The sequence below is a fragment of the Brevibacillus gelatini genome, assembly GCF_050920745.1.
GTDB lineage: Bacteria > Bacillota > Bacilli > Brevibacillales > Brevibacillaceae > Brevibacillus > Brevibacillus gelatini.
Genome location: NZ_CP154342.1, coordinates 1,137,927 through 1,153,965, shown reverse-complemented (window position 1 = coordinate 1,153,965; position 16,039 = coordinate 1,137,927). Strand labels below are relative to the sequence as shown.

Here is a 16,039-nt window from a genome sequence, read left to right as displayed (position 1 = left end):
CGTATTCCTCCTCTTTCCTCGTCAGGGGCTAATGATGTTGATGGGGGTTTTAAAAATCTTACAAGCCTTTCGGGGCAACCCATAGAGGTAGTTGCAGAGCCCGGGCTTAAAAGATTATAACAGCCAAATGTTTGTACACCCCTAATAATGAAGATTTGACCATATAAGAAAATTATGGTATTATATGTAAAATTCAAAGGCCGGGGAGTTGATTAATTGAGAAGTATATTTTTACATATCATTTTAGCCTGCCTGTTGCTTACTGCCGGATGTGTAAATGATAACTCCTTTGCAGGCAATAACGAGCAGAATCTAAAAATTGGAGTGATCGGGCAGCCTCCTGTGGTCAACGAAAATATTGATTTCATCGAAACAACTCTTGAATCACTAATTAATGCATCGGATACAGAGTTTCACGCATTATTTATCATGCCAGAGTGCCTAGAGGAAGCTTCCAAACCTCAATTTGCCAGGCTTTATAAAAGTCTGAAATACCCTGTTTTCTTTATCGGATCAACCAAATCATATTACCCGTTCATAGAAGAAAGTCTAACATATTCTACTGCTCCCTCAACGAGCTCCGGTATGTTTGCAACTGGATTTATCAATGAAGACGGGCAATATAAAATATTTGAATATGGCCTGGAAAATGATGAAAAGACAGAAAAAAATCTCAAACTAATGTACACCAATATTTTTAAGACAATTTCAAACGAATTCATCTCAAAGAAAACGAACTAAACAATTTCTCCGAACAGCAAAAAGGGGCTCTCTGGTCATTCTCTTGACTTGAAGATTGCCCCTTTGAATGTATGCAGTTATTTAATTCCCAGTAACAGAGAGATACTGATATCCGCTATAGAAGTATCGGTAATGATTTGATGCATTTGCAACACTAAAAGTAGCTTTAAATACCGGGGTGTCTATGCCGGTTTGAAAATTTAGAGTAGTTGATCCATTATCATAAAAATCACCGTTTACAAGATACTCAATACCTTGTTGATTATTTTTTACCCACGCTTGTACATCACCTGAAAATTGCTTGCTCACCCCGTGATACCTATCTAATCCGGCATATCTAATGTCAGAAACCCAACCGAAACTACCGTCTCTGCACTTATTTACAATAGCAATAAATCTTGGTTTATATGTTCCTGAAACTGATAATCGCTGAGACACTTCACTGTATGAGCATGTTGCACTTAAAGCTTTTAAGCTCTTTTGTGTTTTAGGTTGTTCTTTTTTTACTTCCTCTAACGACCTACCGCTATATTTTGCAATACGTTGCATTGCTTCCTCGTAGGAAAGGTCTTCAACAACAACCTCCCCTGTTTCTACTGTTGCATTGTTGCCTTTGGCAGAAGCAACAAAATTACCAAGGCTCAATACGACTAAAAACATCGTTAATACAACAAGAAATGGCTTTTTCATGTTTCCTCCTTAATTTATTTAATTTCATCAAGTACATTATTCTGCAAATTATTGCAAAATCCTTCCATATTTGTAATAAAATTATTATTAAATCGACTTGTTCAAAAAAAATTCAACATTTTCCCTATATAAGTTTATTACCTCTTTGAAAATACCCCCCTCAAAAGAGTCGTATAGGTGCAACTCCTTTTGGTCCTGATAATAAGCAATATAGATGATTCATTAAAATCAGGCCTTCTTTGCTAAAAACATGATTCCACTCCGTATTGCCCGTAGCCGTCTTCGCTCCCTCTTCTTGAGTGGCATACATCAATTCAATATAAACTCCAGCTCCCCTCCTCACTACGCTATGAGCACCTTGTCATTTCCGAATGAACGCCTGACCGCCCGCCGCCGGACAAAGACGTCATTTGCTTCACCTCCACTGGACGTTCCCGCAAAAAAAGACGCCTTTCGCGAAGAAAGGCGTCTTTCGTTATTCATCTCAATCCAGCTATTTCAAAACAGCCAACACATTGCGCACGGAATCAGCCGATTTGTCGAGCGCTGCTTTTTCCTCTGCGGTGAGCTCCAGCTCGATCACTTTCTCGATCCCGTTAGCCCCAAGAAGGGTCGGTACGCCAAGGTAGAGATCGTGGTAGCCGTACTCGCCTTGCAAAAGCGCAATGGCAGGCAGGATACGTCGTTTGTCCTTGATGATCGCTTCCGCCATCTGCACCAGCGAGGCAGCCGGGGCGTAATAGGCGGAACCGTTACCGAGCAGGTTGACGATTTCGCCGCCGCCTTTGCGGGTGCGTTCGACGATGGCATCGAGGCGATCTTTCGGGATCAAGGTTTCCAGTGGGATGCCGCCCGCGTACGAGTAGCGCACCAAAGGAACCATGTCGTCGCCGTGTCCGCCGAGCACGAAGCCTGTCACATCTTCAACCGAGATGTTCAGTTCCATCGCCACGAAGGTACGGAAACGCGCCGTATCCAGCACGCCGGATTGCCCGATTACGCGCTCTTTCGGGAAGCCGGACGTTTTGTAGAAGGTATAAGTCATCGCATCAACAGGGTTGGAAAGAACGAGCACAATCGAGTTTGGCGCATACGTTTTCACTTGCTCCGCCACCGATTTCATGATGGCTGCGTTTGTGTTCACGAGGTCGTCGCGGGACATGCCGGGCTTGCGGGCAATCCCTGCAGTGATGATGACCAGATCGGAACCTTTGATGTCCGCGTAGTTCGCTGTCCCCGTAATGTTGGCATCAAAGCCAAGCACAGGGGAAGACTCCATCATATCCAACGCTTTTCCTTTTGTCGGGTTTTCCAGTTGCGGAATGTCAACCAGTACGACGTCACCCAGTTCTTTTTGCCCCAAAATAAATGCTGTGGTTGCACCAGTGAAGCCACTGCCGATAACAGCAATTTTTTTACGGTTGAATGCCATGACTTAACTCCCCTCCAAAATGTAAGGTAATAGTTTCCAAACTATCTCTATCTTACATGTTTTGAATCAGCGCGTCAGCAAACTCGGAGCATTTCAGTTCGGTTGCGCCTTCCATCAGGCGAGCGAAATCGTATGTGACGGTTTTCGCGGAGATGGTTTTTTCCATGGAGTTGATAATCAGGTCAGCCGCTTCGTTCCAGCCCAGGTGACGCAGCATCATTTCTCCGGACAGGATCACGGAGGATGGGTTCACTTTGTCCAGACCAGCGTATTTTGGAGCTGTACCGTGAGTTGCTTCGAAGATCGCATGGCCAGTCAGGTAGTTGATGTTTGCACCTGGAGCGATACCGATACCGCCAACTTGTGCAGCCAGCGCGTCGGAGATGTAGTCACCGTTCAGGTTGAGGGTTGCCACTACATCGTACTCGGCTGGACGAGTCAGGATTTGTTGCAGGAACGCGTCTGCGATCACGTCTTTTACGATGATTTTGCCCGCTGCTTCTGCTTCTTTTTGCGCTTTGTCAGCGTCGCCGCCTTCAGCCTTGATGCGGTCGTATTGTGCCCAGGTGAACACTTTGTCGCCAAATTCCGCTTCTGCCACTGCATAACCCCAGTTTTTGAACGCGCCTTCGGTGAACTTCATGATGTTGCCTTTGTGTACGAGGGTAACGGATTTGCGTTTGTTGTCGATCGCGTAGTTGATCGCTGCGCGAACCAGACGCTCTGTACCTTCTTTGGAAACAGGCTTGATACCGATACCAGAAGTCTCTGGGAAGCGGATTTTCTTCACGCCCATTTCGTTTTGCAGGAAGTCGATCACTTTTTTCACTTCTGGAGTACCTTCTGCCCACTCAACACCAGCGTAGATGTCTTCTGTGTTCTCGCGGAAGATAACCATGTCTGTCAATTCAGGATGTTTCACTGGGGATGGCACGCCGTCGAAGTATTGAACAGGACGCACGCAAGCGTACAGATCCAGCTCTTGGCGCAGCGCCACGTTGATGGAACGGATACCGCCGCCTACTGGTGTAGTCAGAGGACCTTTGATGGCGATCAGGTATTCGCGAATAGCGGTCAGTGTATCTTCTGGCAGCCACTCGTTGTATTTGTTAAACGCTTTTTCCCCTGCGAATACTTCGAACCAGGCGATTTTTTTCTCGCCTTTGTATGCTTTTTCTACTGCTGCATCCAGAACGCGAACGGAAGCTCTCCAGATGTCAGGGCCGGTACCGTCACCCTCGATGAAAGGAATGATCGGGTTGTTAGGAACTACCAGTTTGCCGTTGTCCACGGTGATTTTTTCGCCAGCAGTTGGTTGTGCAAGGTCTTTGAACACAAGAATCCCTCCAGTGTTGAGATAGTTAGGTGAATATGAATATTTCCAGACGTAGGAGAACTACCACTGCTTGTGGTAGTTCTCAAGCTTGCGCTTAGGGACCGGTCAGCAAAAGCTGGACCAGCTTGCCCTCCACGCTCGAAAATAGCAGGTGTTTAGCGGCGGTCAATTGGCACGTAGTGTTGGTTGACCGGACCGGTGTAATCCGCGCGTGGACGGATCAGACGATTGTTTTCGTACTGTTCCATGATGTGGGCCGTCCAGCCGGACATGCGGCTGATGGCGAAGATCGGTGTGAACAGGTCTGTCTCCAGGCCGAGAGAGATGTACACGGATGCGGAGTAGAAGTCAACATTTGGCTTCAGTCCTTTTTCCTTGGAGATCATGTCGTCGATTTTCACGGACATTTCAAACAGCTCTGGACGGCCGATTTGCGCGGTCAGCTTTTGGGACATTTGCTTCAGCCATTTCGCGCGTGGGTCACCATCTTTGTACACACGGTGTCCGAAGCCCATGACTTTCTCTTTGTTGTCCAGTTTTGAGCGGATGTAGGATTCCACGTTGTCGATGCTGCCGATTTCCACCAGCATTTTCGCAACGGCTTCATTGGCGCCACCGTGCAGAGGGCCTTTGAGCGTGCCGATTGCAGAGACGATACCGGAGTAAATATCAGTCAAGGTTGCAACGGTTACGCGAGCGGCAAAGGTAGATGCATTGAACTCATGGTCAGCATGCAGAACCAGCGCTACGTCAAACGCTTTCACAGCTGTTTCTGTTGGCTCTTCGCCAGTCAGCATGTAGAGGAAGTTTTGCGCGATGGTAAAATCTGCACGAGGAGCAACCGGTTCCAAGCCTTTGCGCATGCGCTCATAAGCAGCAATCAGAGTAGGAGTTTGGGCCACCAGACGGATGGATTTGCGATAGTTGGCTTCAGGAGACATATCTTGCGCTTCCGGGTCGTAGAGCGCTAACGAAGAGACAGCTGTGCGCAACGCCGCCATTGGGTGTACGCCTTTTGGATAGTGGCGAATGCTCTCCAGCACTTCTTTTGGCACTGCGGCATTTTCGCCCAGTTGTTTTTTCAAAGTCTCCAGCTGATCTCGCTTCGGTAACGCTCCATGCCAGAGCAAATATACAACCTCTTCAAAAGTTGCATGTTCTGCCAGCTCATCGATGTTGATCCCGCCATAGCAAAGAACACCATCGACGATCGAACAGATTGATGATTGAGCGGCAACGACGCCTTCTAGTCCACGTGTTGTTGTCATTGAACTCCCTCTCCTTTTCCACTCAAAGTAGTAGCGCTTATCCAGTCTCGCTTGTCCTTGCGACTGATAAACGACTTGATCCACAGCAAATATGAAGTTGATAGTAGCGGTTTCTTTCATCCACCACTCTTTTGTCAGGAAATAGATCCACGCAAATCCTCAGAACATGCCAAGGGGAGAGGCAGGAGAAAAGAATCCACTATAAGTCGACCCAATTATAAAAGATTATAGCGATTTTGTGAATAAGATTGGCGAAAAAATGTTTCAAAGGATGAAACGCAGTTTTGTTTTTTGCGCGAACTTGCTCCATTTATACGGCTTGCTGCATAATAGTTCCATAAGCATTTGCGCGCTGTTTTATGGCAGAAAGGAGACATTTGTTGAATCAGGAAAACTGGGTGGAGCGCCTCTTCCAAATCATTCGCTTTTTATGGGTTTGCCTGCTTGTGTATGTAGGAATTTGGCTGTTTCAGTTTGCAACACCATTACTTTACCCATTTATCATTGCTTTACTCATTGCGCTCTTGATCCACAAGCCTGTCACGTACATCACGAAAAAGTTCAAGATTCCGCGCTGGCTGTCGGTGACGCTCGCCTTGCTCGTTTTGATGCTGCTCGCCATCGGGCTTGTGACATTGGTCGTCACGGAAACCGTCGTGGAGATCGGTGAGCTGGCCAAACGTCTGCCGGGCTTTGCCCAGGAACTGTCCGATTATTTGCAGCGGACGATCTCGCAGGACTTTTTGCTCGGCATTTACAACCAGGTGCAATGGATTTACGACCAGCTTGATCCGAACTACAAGGACAAAATCAGCAACACAGTCGGCAGCGGCATCACTTCCATCACCCATGCCGGCCAAAACCTGGTTGTCAGCTTCCTGGACAGCTTGAAAAACGTGCTCGTCTCGTTGCCGAACATGGCTACCGTATCGGTGATTTCCATCATGGGGGCATTCTTTATTTCCAAAGACTTTTTCCTCTGGGAAGCGCGCTTCCGCCGACTTTTGCCAAGCGGCGTCAACAATCGGCTGGACCAGATTTTCCGCGACCTGCGCGGCGCTTTGCTCGGCTTTCTCAAGGCACAGCTGACGCTCATCTCGTTGACTGCCGCCATCGTGATCGTCGGACTCCTTATCATGCGCGTCGAATACGCCGTTACAATCGGGCTGATTACCGGCCTGGTCGATCTTTTGCCGTATCTCGGAACGGGGACCGTCTTCGTGCCCTGGATCATCTACCTGTTTTTCAAGGGCAACTACACGATGGTCATCGGACTGTCCATCCTGTACGCTGTCGTCCTTATCTTCCGCCAGATCATCGAGCCAAAGGTCGTAGCGGAAAGCGTCGGTCTCGACCCGCTGCTCACACTGGTCGCGCTGTTCGTCGGCCTGCAGTTGTTCGGCTTTCTGGGACTGATTATCGGCCCTGTTTCGCTCGTGCTGATTAACGCGCTGGTCAAGGCCAACGTGTTCGTGGACATCTGGAGCTACATTCGCGGAAAACGCACCTAACAAAAGAACCGCTTTCGGGCCGGCCGTGTGAAGGGAGGCCATCGCCCGAAGCGGTTCTTTTTGCCATCTGCTCTTTTATCTGCGGAAAAAGAAGCGGATGCGCCCCGACGAGATCAAATACCACAGCCATTGTTTCAGCAGGTGGCGCAAAATCATGCGGGTGTACGGAATGAGAAAAATCAGGCCGATCACGTCAGAGACGAAGCCCGGCAACAAGAGCAAAATGCCGCCGATCAGGATCAGCACGCCGTCGATGATCGCCTCTGTCGGCATTTGTCCACGCGCCAACTGGAATTGCAGCAAGCGAAACACCTGGACGCCTTGCTGCTTCGCCAGCCATGCCCCGAGCAGTCCGGTCAGGATGACCAAAAAAACTGTGTTCCAGCCGCCGATCAGCGAACCGACCGTAATCAGTCCCCACAATTCCAGGCCAAATCCGACGACAAACAGGATGATGAGAAAACGCAGCACGCTACTCCCCTCCTTTATACTGGGCCTCCAACCAGGCGTAAACCTCCGGCTCTGTTCTGGCCAGGCGAATCGGCTTCAGCTCTGCGTTCGTAAACACATGCATCGTCTCGCCTGACACGAGCAGCTCCTGGTCCGACACGCGGATAATATCGTAAGCAAACGCCAGCCGAACGGCGCTCAGCTCTTTGACCCGCGTCTGAATTTCCACCACATCGTCGTAGCGGGCCGGCTTTTTGTAAGAGATCGCAGCGTCTGTAACCGGCAATAGCACGCCTCTTTCCTCCAGCTCGCGGTAGGTAAGCCCCGCATTGCGAATCAATTCGGTTCGTCCCACCTCAAACCAGTTCAAGTAATTCGTATGGTACACCACGCCCATCTGATCCGTCTCGCCGTAGCGTACACGCAGCCGATGGGCATGAATAATCGGACTCACTCTCATCATCGCCCCTTTCTCGATACGTTTATTTTACCATAGACAATCTGATCTTGCGGCCTGACCGGAAGAACAATAGACTTTGGCAAAATACAAAGGGGGAGAGACGCGTGGTGACTGTCTCTCCCTCTTCTCTTTTTCTATCTGGCGCGCTTTGATTAACGAATCGGGCAAGCTCCGCCCTCGCAAGCTTCTGCGGTGGACAAATCCGAGTCGCCGCCCGTTTCGAATTGCTGCAAAATCGCCGGGTCGAACGGCTTCATCGATTGTTTCAGCGCCTCGTATTGCTCTTTGGTGCACTCTTCATACGGCGCGAGCTGGTAGTTTCCGCCATCCAGTTGCAGGAAGGACACGCCGACGAAATTGTCCCAGTTGGCATAGACGATTTCTTCCACTTCGTCCCATTCTTCCTTGCGAACCGTAATCGTGTTGGAAGAGTTGTGCTCGGTGTACTCCTTTTGGAAGCGGAAGTACGTCTCGAACTGGCGTCTTGCGCTCACTTCGTTTTTCGTTTCTTTGGCACCGGACGCTACCGGGAAGTCGATCACGAGCGTCCGCGCGTTTGCCATGCGCTCTTCATGCGTTTCTCCCGGTGTGCCCACCTCGGGATGAACGGTCCAGCCGAGAGCTTGTACAGCTTTTGCCAGAGGGTCCTGGGAGTTGATCCGAATGCGGCGGATGTAGTAAGGCGAATGCGACCAGTGCAAGCCGCTGGATACGCCGCCAGCCACCTGCGACAATGTTCCCTCCGGCTTGACGGTCGTAACGAGCAGCGGCGAGTTCACGCGCAGCTCATACGCATAGCGATCCGCCTCACTGCGGGCAGCCTCGCCCAGTTGACGCAGCAACTCCAGCTCCTGCTCTTCGGTGTAGCCAAGCGAAGCGAGCGCATCCTTCACGCCTGTCAGCGACGTTCCAAGCAGACGGTCGCGCTGCTGCACCGTATCCCAATGCGGCAGTTCCAAAGTAACGAGCGTCATCCGCAAGCCTGCACGGGCAGATTTGCGCTGTGCGTCCAGCAGTCCGTCCAGGTCCAAATATTTGGAGCCGTCCTCGCGCTCGCGGACAAACTGCACCAGGTTCACTGTCGTCAGGTTGCAGACGCCGTACGAATCGAGCAAAATTTCCGCACAAGGGTTGAGCCCTTCCGCATTCGGGCGGCGGCGATTCGCTTCTTCCAGGTTGATAAAGCCCGGCTCGCCCTCCAGTTGCATCAGCGTGAAGACCAGGTGCAAAAACTCTCTGGTCGGCTGCTTGGTGAACGCAATCGAGTTGTTGGACATGCGGCGGTGGTCAAGGCCGAAGCGTCCGTCTCCCACTTTTTGAATGCTGTCAAACCAGGCTGGCTTGTGCTCTCCCAAAAGCTCTCCGACGCGGCGGTGGTGAGCAAGCTGCTCCTCCGTCCAGAAGCCGTTGATGCCGTATTTTGCCAGCATGCACTCGTAGTCATCCTGGTCAAACAGGAAAATTTCCGCAGTGCGGCGTACGCCCCCGACCACAACGTTTGCTCCGATGAGGTTGCCGATGTCGAGAATATGTACGGGGCGAATTTTGCCATACCCTTTTTCGTCGCTTTCGATTGGTGCCAGATGCTGGTCGATCTGGTTTTTCAGCACCTTGTCGATTCCTTCAAACATTTCGCGCAGCGGCTCGTGTCCGCTTGCTGTACCGCCAAAGCGTTTCAGCCGCTCGCCTTTTGGCCGCACGCTGTTGTAGGAGATTTTGACCGTATGAATATGCTCGTAGGCCGGATCGGTGAGGATTTGCAGGTACAGGCGCAGCGACTCTACCCAGCCTTCCTTGCTGTCTCCTACGTAAATTTTCGCAAAGCCGTTGTCCAGCACATTCATCTCGGAACGTTCCAGACGCTGGTGCTTCGGAAGCGGTCTGTACTCGGAAGAAAGCAGGGTGACGTTGGTGCGGATCGGCCCAAGTCCGGCTGCCATTTCCTTCGTGCATTTAAAACCTACGCCCGTTCCTACGAGCAACAGGTAGAACAAATCGCCCAGATCGTCCCAGGATCGGATGTTCAAGAACGAGCAGTTGAAGTTGGCCAGCGGGTACAAATCGGCAACGCCGTTCTCCGCGCCGCCTACCCACAGCGTCCGGCCGGACAGAAACTGGCGAAGGTTGAACATGTTGTCAAACAGCCCTTCCGCTTCTGCCTCCATCGCCTGCTCATTTGGCTGCAGGCCGATTTTTTTCATATGTTGGTACGCAAGCTTCATATTGTAATCCACCGAACGGCGGCATGTCTCTTTCCACGTTTCCCGTCTGCCTTTCTCCGGGAGAAAGCGGGAATAAGTCCGGTAGTAAACAAATTGTCCCAGAGGATTCATATGAGCAGGAAAATCAGGATATTGTGCTAAAAATTCATCCCTCAAAAAAACGGTGCGGGATACAGTTTCGGTCGCCAGCATGAATGTTCCTCCTTCGATTCTTTCCTCTCTAGTTAACTATCTTTACGAGAAAAACTCAATAGTTTAACCTATATATTGTGCGGAATAAAATTCGACAACACTACATATTGTGTTTCGCTGAAAAAAGTGCTTGACATCGACAACCCGCGAAGAGAGTGGTTTTTCGCCTTTTCGCAAGACAGATGGGATCGTTTTTTCCTGAAAAAAGCACAGGCAAACTGTAAAAAGCTGCGGGCGATCAAGACGAACACCTGATCGATTTTATCAGATTCTGCCTTGGTTTGCATCACCAAAAAAGTACCGTTATCTGGAAGGCATTAGCAAAAAATTTTTGGCTGCCAGTCGGGACAACAGAAAAAAGGGTGACGAATTGCCACCCTAAACCGATTCAATCATCATCATGGATACGAATGCGATCAGAATGCCTGTAAACACCAGGGAAATGAGAAACGTATGGATGAGTGTTTTCTTCCGATTATCATCTGCGCCCTTATATTGAATGATTGCCCTGACAGCAAAGATCAGGGTGATCGCAGAAGAAAAGATGAAAAGGATATTTGCCAACTGTTGCATAGAATTAGCCTCCTTTTCGCAGTGGTTACAAAAGAAAACCCCGTTGATTTCCATCACGGGGTGCGGCTTAAAAAAGCCCTGTCAGACAAGACGATTCTTCTTACAAAACTCGCGCATGACCCGAATAAATATGCCCGCGCTCCGAGTCTACCGTGACAACTTGCCCATCTTTCAACAAGTCTGTGGCAAACGGCACGCCTACGATCACAGGCACGCCCAGGTTCAAGCCTACGATGGCAGCGTGAGACGTCAGTCCGCCTTCCTCGCAAATGACGGCACCAGCCTGGCTGAAAGCTTCGATCATGTCCGAATCCGTTCCGATCGTCACCAAAATGACGCCTTCCTCCACTTTTTGCAGCGCTTCCTCTGCGGAACGGGCAATCACAACCCGGCCTGTCACGACTTTGCGGCCGATGCCTTGACCTTTTGCCAACACATCGCCAATCACGTGAATTTTCATCAGGTTGGTTGTCCCGACTTCGCGCACAGGCACGCCCGCAGTAATCACCACGAGATCGCCATGACGCACATAGCCGGCATCGAGCGCTTCCTGCACAGACATCTCCAGCATCTCATCGGTTGTATTCGCCAGTACGCCTTTGACCGGATAGACGCCGTTTACGAGTGCCAGGCGGCGGATGACCGCTTCATGCGGAGTGACCGCGACAATGGGCGCCTTCGGACGGAATTTGGACACCATGCGCGCCGTATGACCGCTTTCCGTTGCCGTAATGATCGCAGCAGCATCCAGATCCAACGCTGCATTGGAGACAGCCTGGCTGATCGCATCGGTAATCGTCACCTGCTTGAGCTGGGCCTGTGCGTACAAAATCTCGCGGTAATTCAACTCTTGCTCCGCTCTTACGGCAATGCGGTCCATCGTTTCCACGGATTCCACCGGGTATTTGCCCGCAGCCGTCTCGCCGGACAGCATGATCGCATCGGTGCCGTCGAAAATCGCATTGGCGACGTCGCTTGCCTCGGCACGGGTCGGACGCGGGTTGCGCTGCATGGAATCGAGCATTTGCGTAGCCGTAATGACAGGCTTGGCCAGCTCGTTACATTTTTTAATCAGCTTTTTCTGGACGAGCGGCACTTCTTCGGCCGGAATTTCCACGCCCAGGTCGCCGCGTGCCACCATAAGGCCGTCTGTTACCGCGAGAATTTCATCGACGTTGTCGACGCCCTCCTGGTTTTCGATTTTGGCGATGATGTCAATGTGTACGTTGTGCCGCTCCAAAATTTGCCGAATTTCCAAAATGTCAGAAGCCTTGCGGACGAAAGAAGCCGCGATGAAATCAACCTGCTGCTGGATGCCGAACTCGATGTCCTGCGCATCTTTTTCCGTAATGCCGGGCAGGTTGATTTTGACGCCAGGTACGTTGACGCCTTTTTTGCTTTTCAGCGTCCCGCCGTTTTTAATGAGGCAAACGATCTCGTTTCCCTGCACTTCCTGAACCGTCAATCCGATCAAGCCGTCGTCAATCAGGATTGTGTCGCCCGGCTGGACGTCTTGCGGCAAATCCGGGTACGTAATGGAAACGCGCTCGGCAGTTCCGGCCACTTCCTCTGTCGTCAGGATCAGTGTTTTGCCTTCTTCCAGTTCGACTGCATCGACGGCGAGCGTGCCTGTGCGGATTTCCGGCCCTTTTGTGTCCAGCAGGATCGCTACCGGCTTGCCCGTCTCCTCAGATGCACGGCGAATGTTGGCGATTCTCGCCGCATGCTCTTCATGACTCCCATGGGAAAAATTCAAACGAGCCACGTTCATTCCCGCGTGTATCAGCTTTTTCAACGTCTCGACAGACTCGCTTGCCGGTCCGATGGTACACACGATTTTTGCTTTCCTTAACATAGGAATTACGCCTCCCCTATCACACTGCTCTTCCAGCGCTGCTCGGCTAGATAGACAGTGTTCGCGCCAGTTGATATACGGATAAATCCAATTGATGCTTCTGTGACAAAGCTTCGTTGAAATCAACGTCAACGATCCGGTTGTTTTGGATGCCGACCATCCGATCTTTTTTGCCTTCCAACAGCAAGTCGACTGCGGCTGCCCCCATCCGGCTCGCCAGCATGCGGTCCATCGCGGTCGGTGAGCCGCCGCGCTGAATGTGGCCGAGTACGGTCACGCGCGTCTCCCAGCCAGTTTCCCTGGTGATCGCTTCGGCGTATGAAGCCGCACTGCCCACGCCTTCTGCCACGATGATGATGGAGTGCTTTTTGCCGCGGCGCTGTCCGGCGTGCAGACGTTCGATAATATCGTTCATGTCGTGGGATTCTTCCGGGATGATAATCGATTCCGCCCCTGCAGCAAGTCCGGCCCACAAAGCCAGGTCGCCCGCATCCCGTCCCATTACTTCAATAATGTAGGTACGCTCATGGGAAGTTGCCGTATCACGAATTTTGTCAATTGCTTCCACAATCGTATTGAGCGCGGTATCGAACCCGATTGTAAAGTCGGTGCATGGGATGTCGTTGTCAATCGTGCCCGGCACGCCGATTGTCGGAAAACCTTTTTCCGTCAGCTTTTGCGCCCCGCGGAACGAGCCGTCCCCGCCGATGACGATCAGCCCTTCGATCCCGAACTTGTGCAGTTGCTCCACCGCTTTTTGCTGTCCGGCTTCTGTCTTGAAGGCTTCGCTGCGGGCAGAGTAGAGGATGGTTCCTCCTCGATGGATAATGTCTCCAACGGAGCCGAGTGTCATTTCCTGGATATCGCCTTTCATCAAACCTTCGTATCCGTGATATACCCCGAACATTTGCACTCCGTGGTATGCGGCGCGGCGAACGGCCGCACGAATCGCTGCATTCATGCCTGGCGAATCTCCGCCGCTGGTCAGAACCGCAAGTTTTTGCATGGAATCCACCTCTCCAATCCATTCGTCTTTAGCATGTCATGAAACGGAAACAGTATGTACCATAACCTGTATGAAACATGCTGTATTACTCCGTCTCGTATATCTGTTATACACACAACAGAAATGTGCCATACTTTTTGAAAGCTCTGATAACTTGCTTATTCGAACTCGATTGTAGCAGATTTTCCATGCAGAAAAAAGACAAAAAACGCCCCCTGCCGCTTACAGGGAGGCGTACTCGCCGATTCGTTTGAACTTCTCGTATCTGTCCTGTACCAGTTCATCCGGGCTTAAACGGCTCAACTGTTCCAGTTGCTCGGAGATGACTGCCTTGACCGAAGCTGCCTGTGCAATCAGGTCGCGGTGCGCTCCGCCAAACGGCTCGTCGATGATCCCGTCAATCACGCCCAGTTCGAGCAGATCGGGAGCCGTAATTTTCATCGTCTCCGCTGCGCGCATGCCCAGGCTGGAATCTCTCCAGAGGATCGCAGCCGCACTCTCCGGTGCAATTACGGAGTAATAGGAATTCTCCAGCATGAAGATGCGGTTGCCTACGCTGATTGCCAGCGCGCCGCCACTGCCGCCTTCGCCGATGACGATGCAAATGATCGGCACGCGAAAAGTAGCCATCTCCCGCAGGTTGCGAGCGATCGCTTCACTCTGGCCGCGCTCTTCCGCCGCTTTTCCCGGATAAGCTCCGGATGTATTGATGAAGCAGATGATCGGCCGTCCGAATTTGTCGGCCTGCTGCATGATGCGCAATGCTTTGCGGTACCCTTCCGGATGCGCCATCCCGAAGTTGCGCTTGATGTTGTCTTTCGTGTCTTTCCCTTTTTGATGACCGATAACCGTCACCGGGCGCCCGTCAAACTTGGCAATCCCGCCCACGATCGAATGGTCGTCCCCGTACAGCCTGTCCCCGTGTACTTCCAAAAAATCAGTAAAAAGAAGTTGAATGTAGTCCAGAGTCGTTGGTCGTTCCGGATGACGGGCCAGTTGGACGCGCTGCCATGGCGTCAGGTTGCCGTAAATTTGTTCAGAAAGCTCTTTCGCTTTTTGCTCCAGACGCTTTACTTCGTCGGAAAAATCAATGCCTTTTTCTTCCGTGAATCGGCGCAATTCCTTGATTTTGTCTTGCAACTCTACTAATGGCTTTTCAAAGGGGAGTTCGCCTGCCATACTTCCACTCCTTCCCGTGACGTGTGCATCTCTACCAGCTTGGACAGTGTTTGCCGCATGTCTTTACGGTGCACGACCATGTCGAGCTGACCGTTTTTCAGCAAAAACTCCGCTGTCTGGAAATCTTTTGGCAGCTCCTGACGAATGGTTTGCTCAATGACGCGGCGTCCCGCAAAGCCGATCATGGCACCCGGTTCTGCGATGTTGTAGTCTCCAAGCGAAGAAAAGCTCGCCGACACGCCGCCGTATGTAGGATTCGTCATGACCGAAATGAACAGCAAACGCTCGCGGTCAAGTCTGGACAAGGCTGCGCTCGTTTTTGCCATTTGCATCAGGCTCAGTACGCCTTCCTGCATGCGCGCCCCGCCGGATGCGGAGAACAGGATGAAAGGCAGTCGCCGTTCGATCGCTTGCTCAATTGCACGCGTAATTTTTTCCCCGACAACCGAGCCCATGCTGGCCATGCGGAAGCGGGAATCCATGACGCCGATCACGATACGGTTGCCGCCCAGAAGTCCCTCGCCGGTGATGATCGCTTCGTTCAGATTGGTGTTGGCCATGTCCTGCTCCAGCTTTTCCAGATAGCCTGGAAACCCGAGCGGATTGGCGGTAATCAGATTCGCGTCAAACTCCTCCGTCAAAACCCCGTCATCCAAGATGGATTGCAACCGCTCCGGTGCGGACATGGAGTAATGGTACTGGCAGCCCTTGCATACGCGCAAATTTTTTTCCAAATCCTTCGAGTAGTGGATCGTCCCACAATGTGGGCATTTATTCATCAATCCCTCAGGGACTTCCTTCTCCTTCGTACCCGCTTCCTTGCCAACGTTGGTGGAAGCAGGGACACGTGCCAGTGTTTCAGAAGGGACCGTGGCAAATTTGCGCTTTTTCCCAAAAAGATCTTTTAGCACAGGTACACCCTACCTTTCTCATCAGTGAAGGATCGAGCCGAGTACATCCCGGACCTCATTCAGTTCGCCCTCGGGTACGAGAATCTCGTATTGCTTCGAGACCTTCGCCTCGCGAACCTTGACCAAAAACCCTTCATCTGTCAAACGTTGCTGTATCCGTTCTGCTATTTTAGCGCTAGGAGCGATGTAGATGACCGTCCACATGCTGGCTTC

Annotated in this window: 15 protein-coding genes; 2 read left to right on the top strand and 13 right to left on the bottom strand. The window is 51.2% G+C overall.

The window, feature by feature from the left end; all coding sequences use genetic code 11:
* The first annotated feature begins 216 nt into the window (after positions 1-216).
* Positions 217-741 carry a hypothetical protein gene (locus tag AAFJ72_RS05850; RefSeq protein ID WP_005834754.1) on the top strand — a complete coding sequence of 175 codons (525 nt, stop codon included), beginning with the start codon at positions 217-219 and terminating at the stop codon, positions 739-741.
* Positions 742-822: 81 nt separating this feature from the next.
* On the opposite strand, the gene AAFJ72_RS05845 is transcribed toward AAFJ72_RS05850, so the two are convergent.
* The 4 genes from AAFJ72_RS05845 to citZ all read right to left on the bottom strand — a co-directional run bounded on the left by AAFJ72_RS05845 (position 823) and on the right by citZ (position 5,467).
* Positions 823-1,431 (bottom strand): hypothetical protein, encoded by a 609-nt coding sequence (locus AAFJ72_RS05845; RefSeq protein WP_432776403.1) that lies wholly within the window; start codon positions 1,429-1,431, stop codon positions 823-825.
* A gap of 493 nt (positions 1,432-1,924) precedes the next feature.
* Positions 1,925-2,863 (bottom strand): malate dehydrogenase, encoded by a 939-nt coding sequence (mdh, locus tag AAFJ72_RS05840; protein ID WP_122904797.1) that lies wholly within the window; start codon positions 2,861-2,863, stop codon positions 1,925-1,927.
* A 52-nt stretch (positions 2,864-2,915) separates the two neighbouring features.
* The gene (gene icd / locus AAFJ72_RS05835; RefSeq protein WP_432776402.1) at positions 2,916-4,199 is read right to left on the bottom strand and encodes an NADP-dependent isocitrate dehydrogenase; all 1,284 of its coding nucleotides are present in this window, start codon (positions 4,197-4,199) and stop codon (positions 2,916-2,918) included.
* 155 nt (positions 4,200-4,354) lie between these two features.
* Positions 4,355-5,467, bottom strand: coding sequence for a citrate synthase (gene citZ / locus AAFJ72_RS05830; RefSeq protein WP_432776401.1), 1,113 nt, complete (start codon positions 5,465-5,467; stop codon positions 4,355-4,357).
* A 380-nt stretch (positions 5,468-5,847) separates the two neighbouring features.
* Here citZ and ytvI point away from each other — a divergent pair, with 380 nt between their 5' ends.
* Entirely contained in the window at positions 5,848-6,978 is a 1,131-nt protein-coding gene (ytvI, locus tag AAFJ72_RS05825; protein WP_432776400.1) for a sporulation integral membrane protein YtvI, read from the top strand.
* Between the two features lie 75 nt (positions 6,979-7,053).
* On the opposite strand, the gene AAFJ72_RS05820 is transcribed toward ytvI, so the two are convergent.
* The 9 genes from AAFJ72_RS05820 to AAFJ72_RS05780 all read right to left on the bottom strand — a co-directional run bounded on the left by AAFJ72_RS05820 (position 7,054) and on the right by AAFJ72_RS05780 (position 16,030).
* Positions 7,054-7,449, bottom strand: a complete 396-nt coding sequence (locus AAFJ72_RS05820) for an FxsA family protein (RefSeq protein ID WP_122904793.1) — start codon at positions 7,447-7,449, stop codon at positions 7,054-7,056.
* A gap of 1 nt (position 7,450) precedes the next feature.
* Positions 7,451-7,882 (bottom strand): acyl-CoA thioesterase, encoded by a 432-nt coding sequence (locus AAFJ72_RS05815; protein WP_122904984.1) that lies wholly within the window; start codon positions 7,880-7,882, stop codon positions 7,451-7,453.
* Positions 7,883-8,040: 158 nt separating this feature from the next.
* A complete protein-coding gene (gene nrdJ, locus AAFJ72_RS05810; RefSeq protein ID WP_122904792.1) occupies positions 8,041-10,302 on the bottom strand; it encodes a ribonucleoside-triphosphate reductase, adenosylcobalamin-dependent in 2,262 nt (753 codons plus the stop codon).
* Positions 10,303-10,680: 378 nt separating this feature from the next.
* A complete protein-coding gene (locus tag AAFJ72_RS05805) occupies positions 10,681-10,875 on the bottom strand; it encodes a hypothetical protein (protein ID WP_432776399.1) in 195 nt (64 codons plus the stop codon).
* 100 nt (positions 10,876-10,975) lie between these two features.
* On the bottom strand, positions 10,976-12,730 hold the full coding sequence (gene pyk / locus AAFJ72_RS05800) for a pyruvate kinase (RefSeq protein WP_432776398.1): 1,755 nt from the start codon (positions 12,728-12,730) through the stop codon (positions 10,976-10,978).
* A 46-nt stretch (positions 12,731-12,776) separates the two neighbouring features.
* Positions 12,777-13,736: a 6-phosphofructokinase gene (pfkA, locus tag AAFJ72_RS05795; protein WP_122904789.1), complete on the bottom strand. Its 960-nt coding sequence runs from the start codon at positions 13,734-13,736 to the stop codon at positions 12,777-12,779.
* Between the two features lie 222 nt (positions 13,737-13,958).
* Positions 13,959-14,915, bottom strand: a complete 957-nt coding sequence (accA, locus tag AAFJ72_RS05790; protein WP_432776397.1) for an acetyl-CoA carboxylase carboxyl transferase subunit alpha — start codon at positions 14,913-14,915, stop codon at positions 13,959-13,961.
* On the bottom strand, positions 14,882-15,826 hold the full coding sequence (gene accD / locus AAFJ72_RS05785; RefSeq protein ID WP_122904787.1) for an acetyl-CoA carboxylase, carboxyltransferase subunit beta: 945 nt from the start codon (positions 15,824-15,826) through the stop codon (positions 14,882-14,884). The genes accA and accD overlap by 34 nt, the downstream gene beginning before the upstream one ends.
* A 21-nt stretch (positions 15,827-15,847) precedes the next feature.
* Entirely contained in the window at positions 15,848-16,030 is a 183-nt protein-coding gene (locus tag AAFJ72_RS05780) for a hypothetical protein (RefSeq protein WP_005831394.1), read from the bottom strand.
* Between the last annotated feature and the right edge of the window lie 9 nt (positions 16,031-16,039).

Bases quoted from the DNA above. Each gene is read 5' to 3' on its own strand.
- AAFJ72_RS05845 (WP_432776403.1), bottom strand. From the start codon at position 1,431: ATGAAAAAGCCATTTCTTGTTGTATTAACGATGTTTTTAGTCGTATTG.
- mdh (WP_122904797.1), bottom strand. From the start codon at position 2,863: ATGGCATTCAACCGTAAAAAAATTGCTGTTATCGGCAGTGGCTTCACT.
- citZ (WP_432776401.1), bottom strand. From the start codon at position 5,467: ATGACAACAACACGTGGACTAGAAGGCGTCGTTGCCGCTCAATCATCA.
- nrdJ (WP_122904792.1), bottom strand. From the start codon at position 10,302: ATGCTGGCGACCGAAACTGTATCCCGCACCGTTTTTTTGAGGGATGAA.
- AAFJ72_RS05805 (WP_432776399.1), bottom strand. From the start codon at position 10,875: ATGCAACAGTTGGCAAATATCCTTTTCATCTTTTCTTCTGCGATCACC.
- pyk (WP_432776398.1), bottom strand. From the start codon at position 12,730: ATGTTAAGGAAAGCAAAAATCGTGTGTACCATCGGACCGGCAAGCGAG.
- pfkA (WP_122904789.1), bottom strand. From the start codon at position 13,736: ATGCAAAAACTTGCGGTTCTGACCAGCGGCGGAGATTCGCCAGGCATG.
- accA (WP_432776397.1), bottom strand. From the start codon at position 14,915: ATGGCAGGCGAACTCCCCTTTGAAAAGCCATTAGTAGAGTTGCAAGAC.
- AAFJ72_RS05780 (WP_005831394.1), bottom strand. From the start codon at position 16,030: ATGTGGACGGTCATCTACATCGCTCCTAGCGCTAAAATAGCAGAACGG.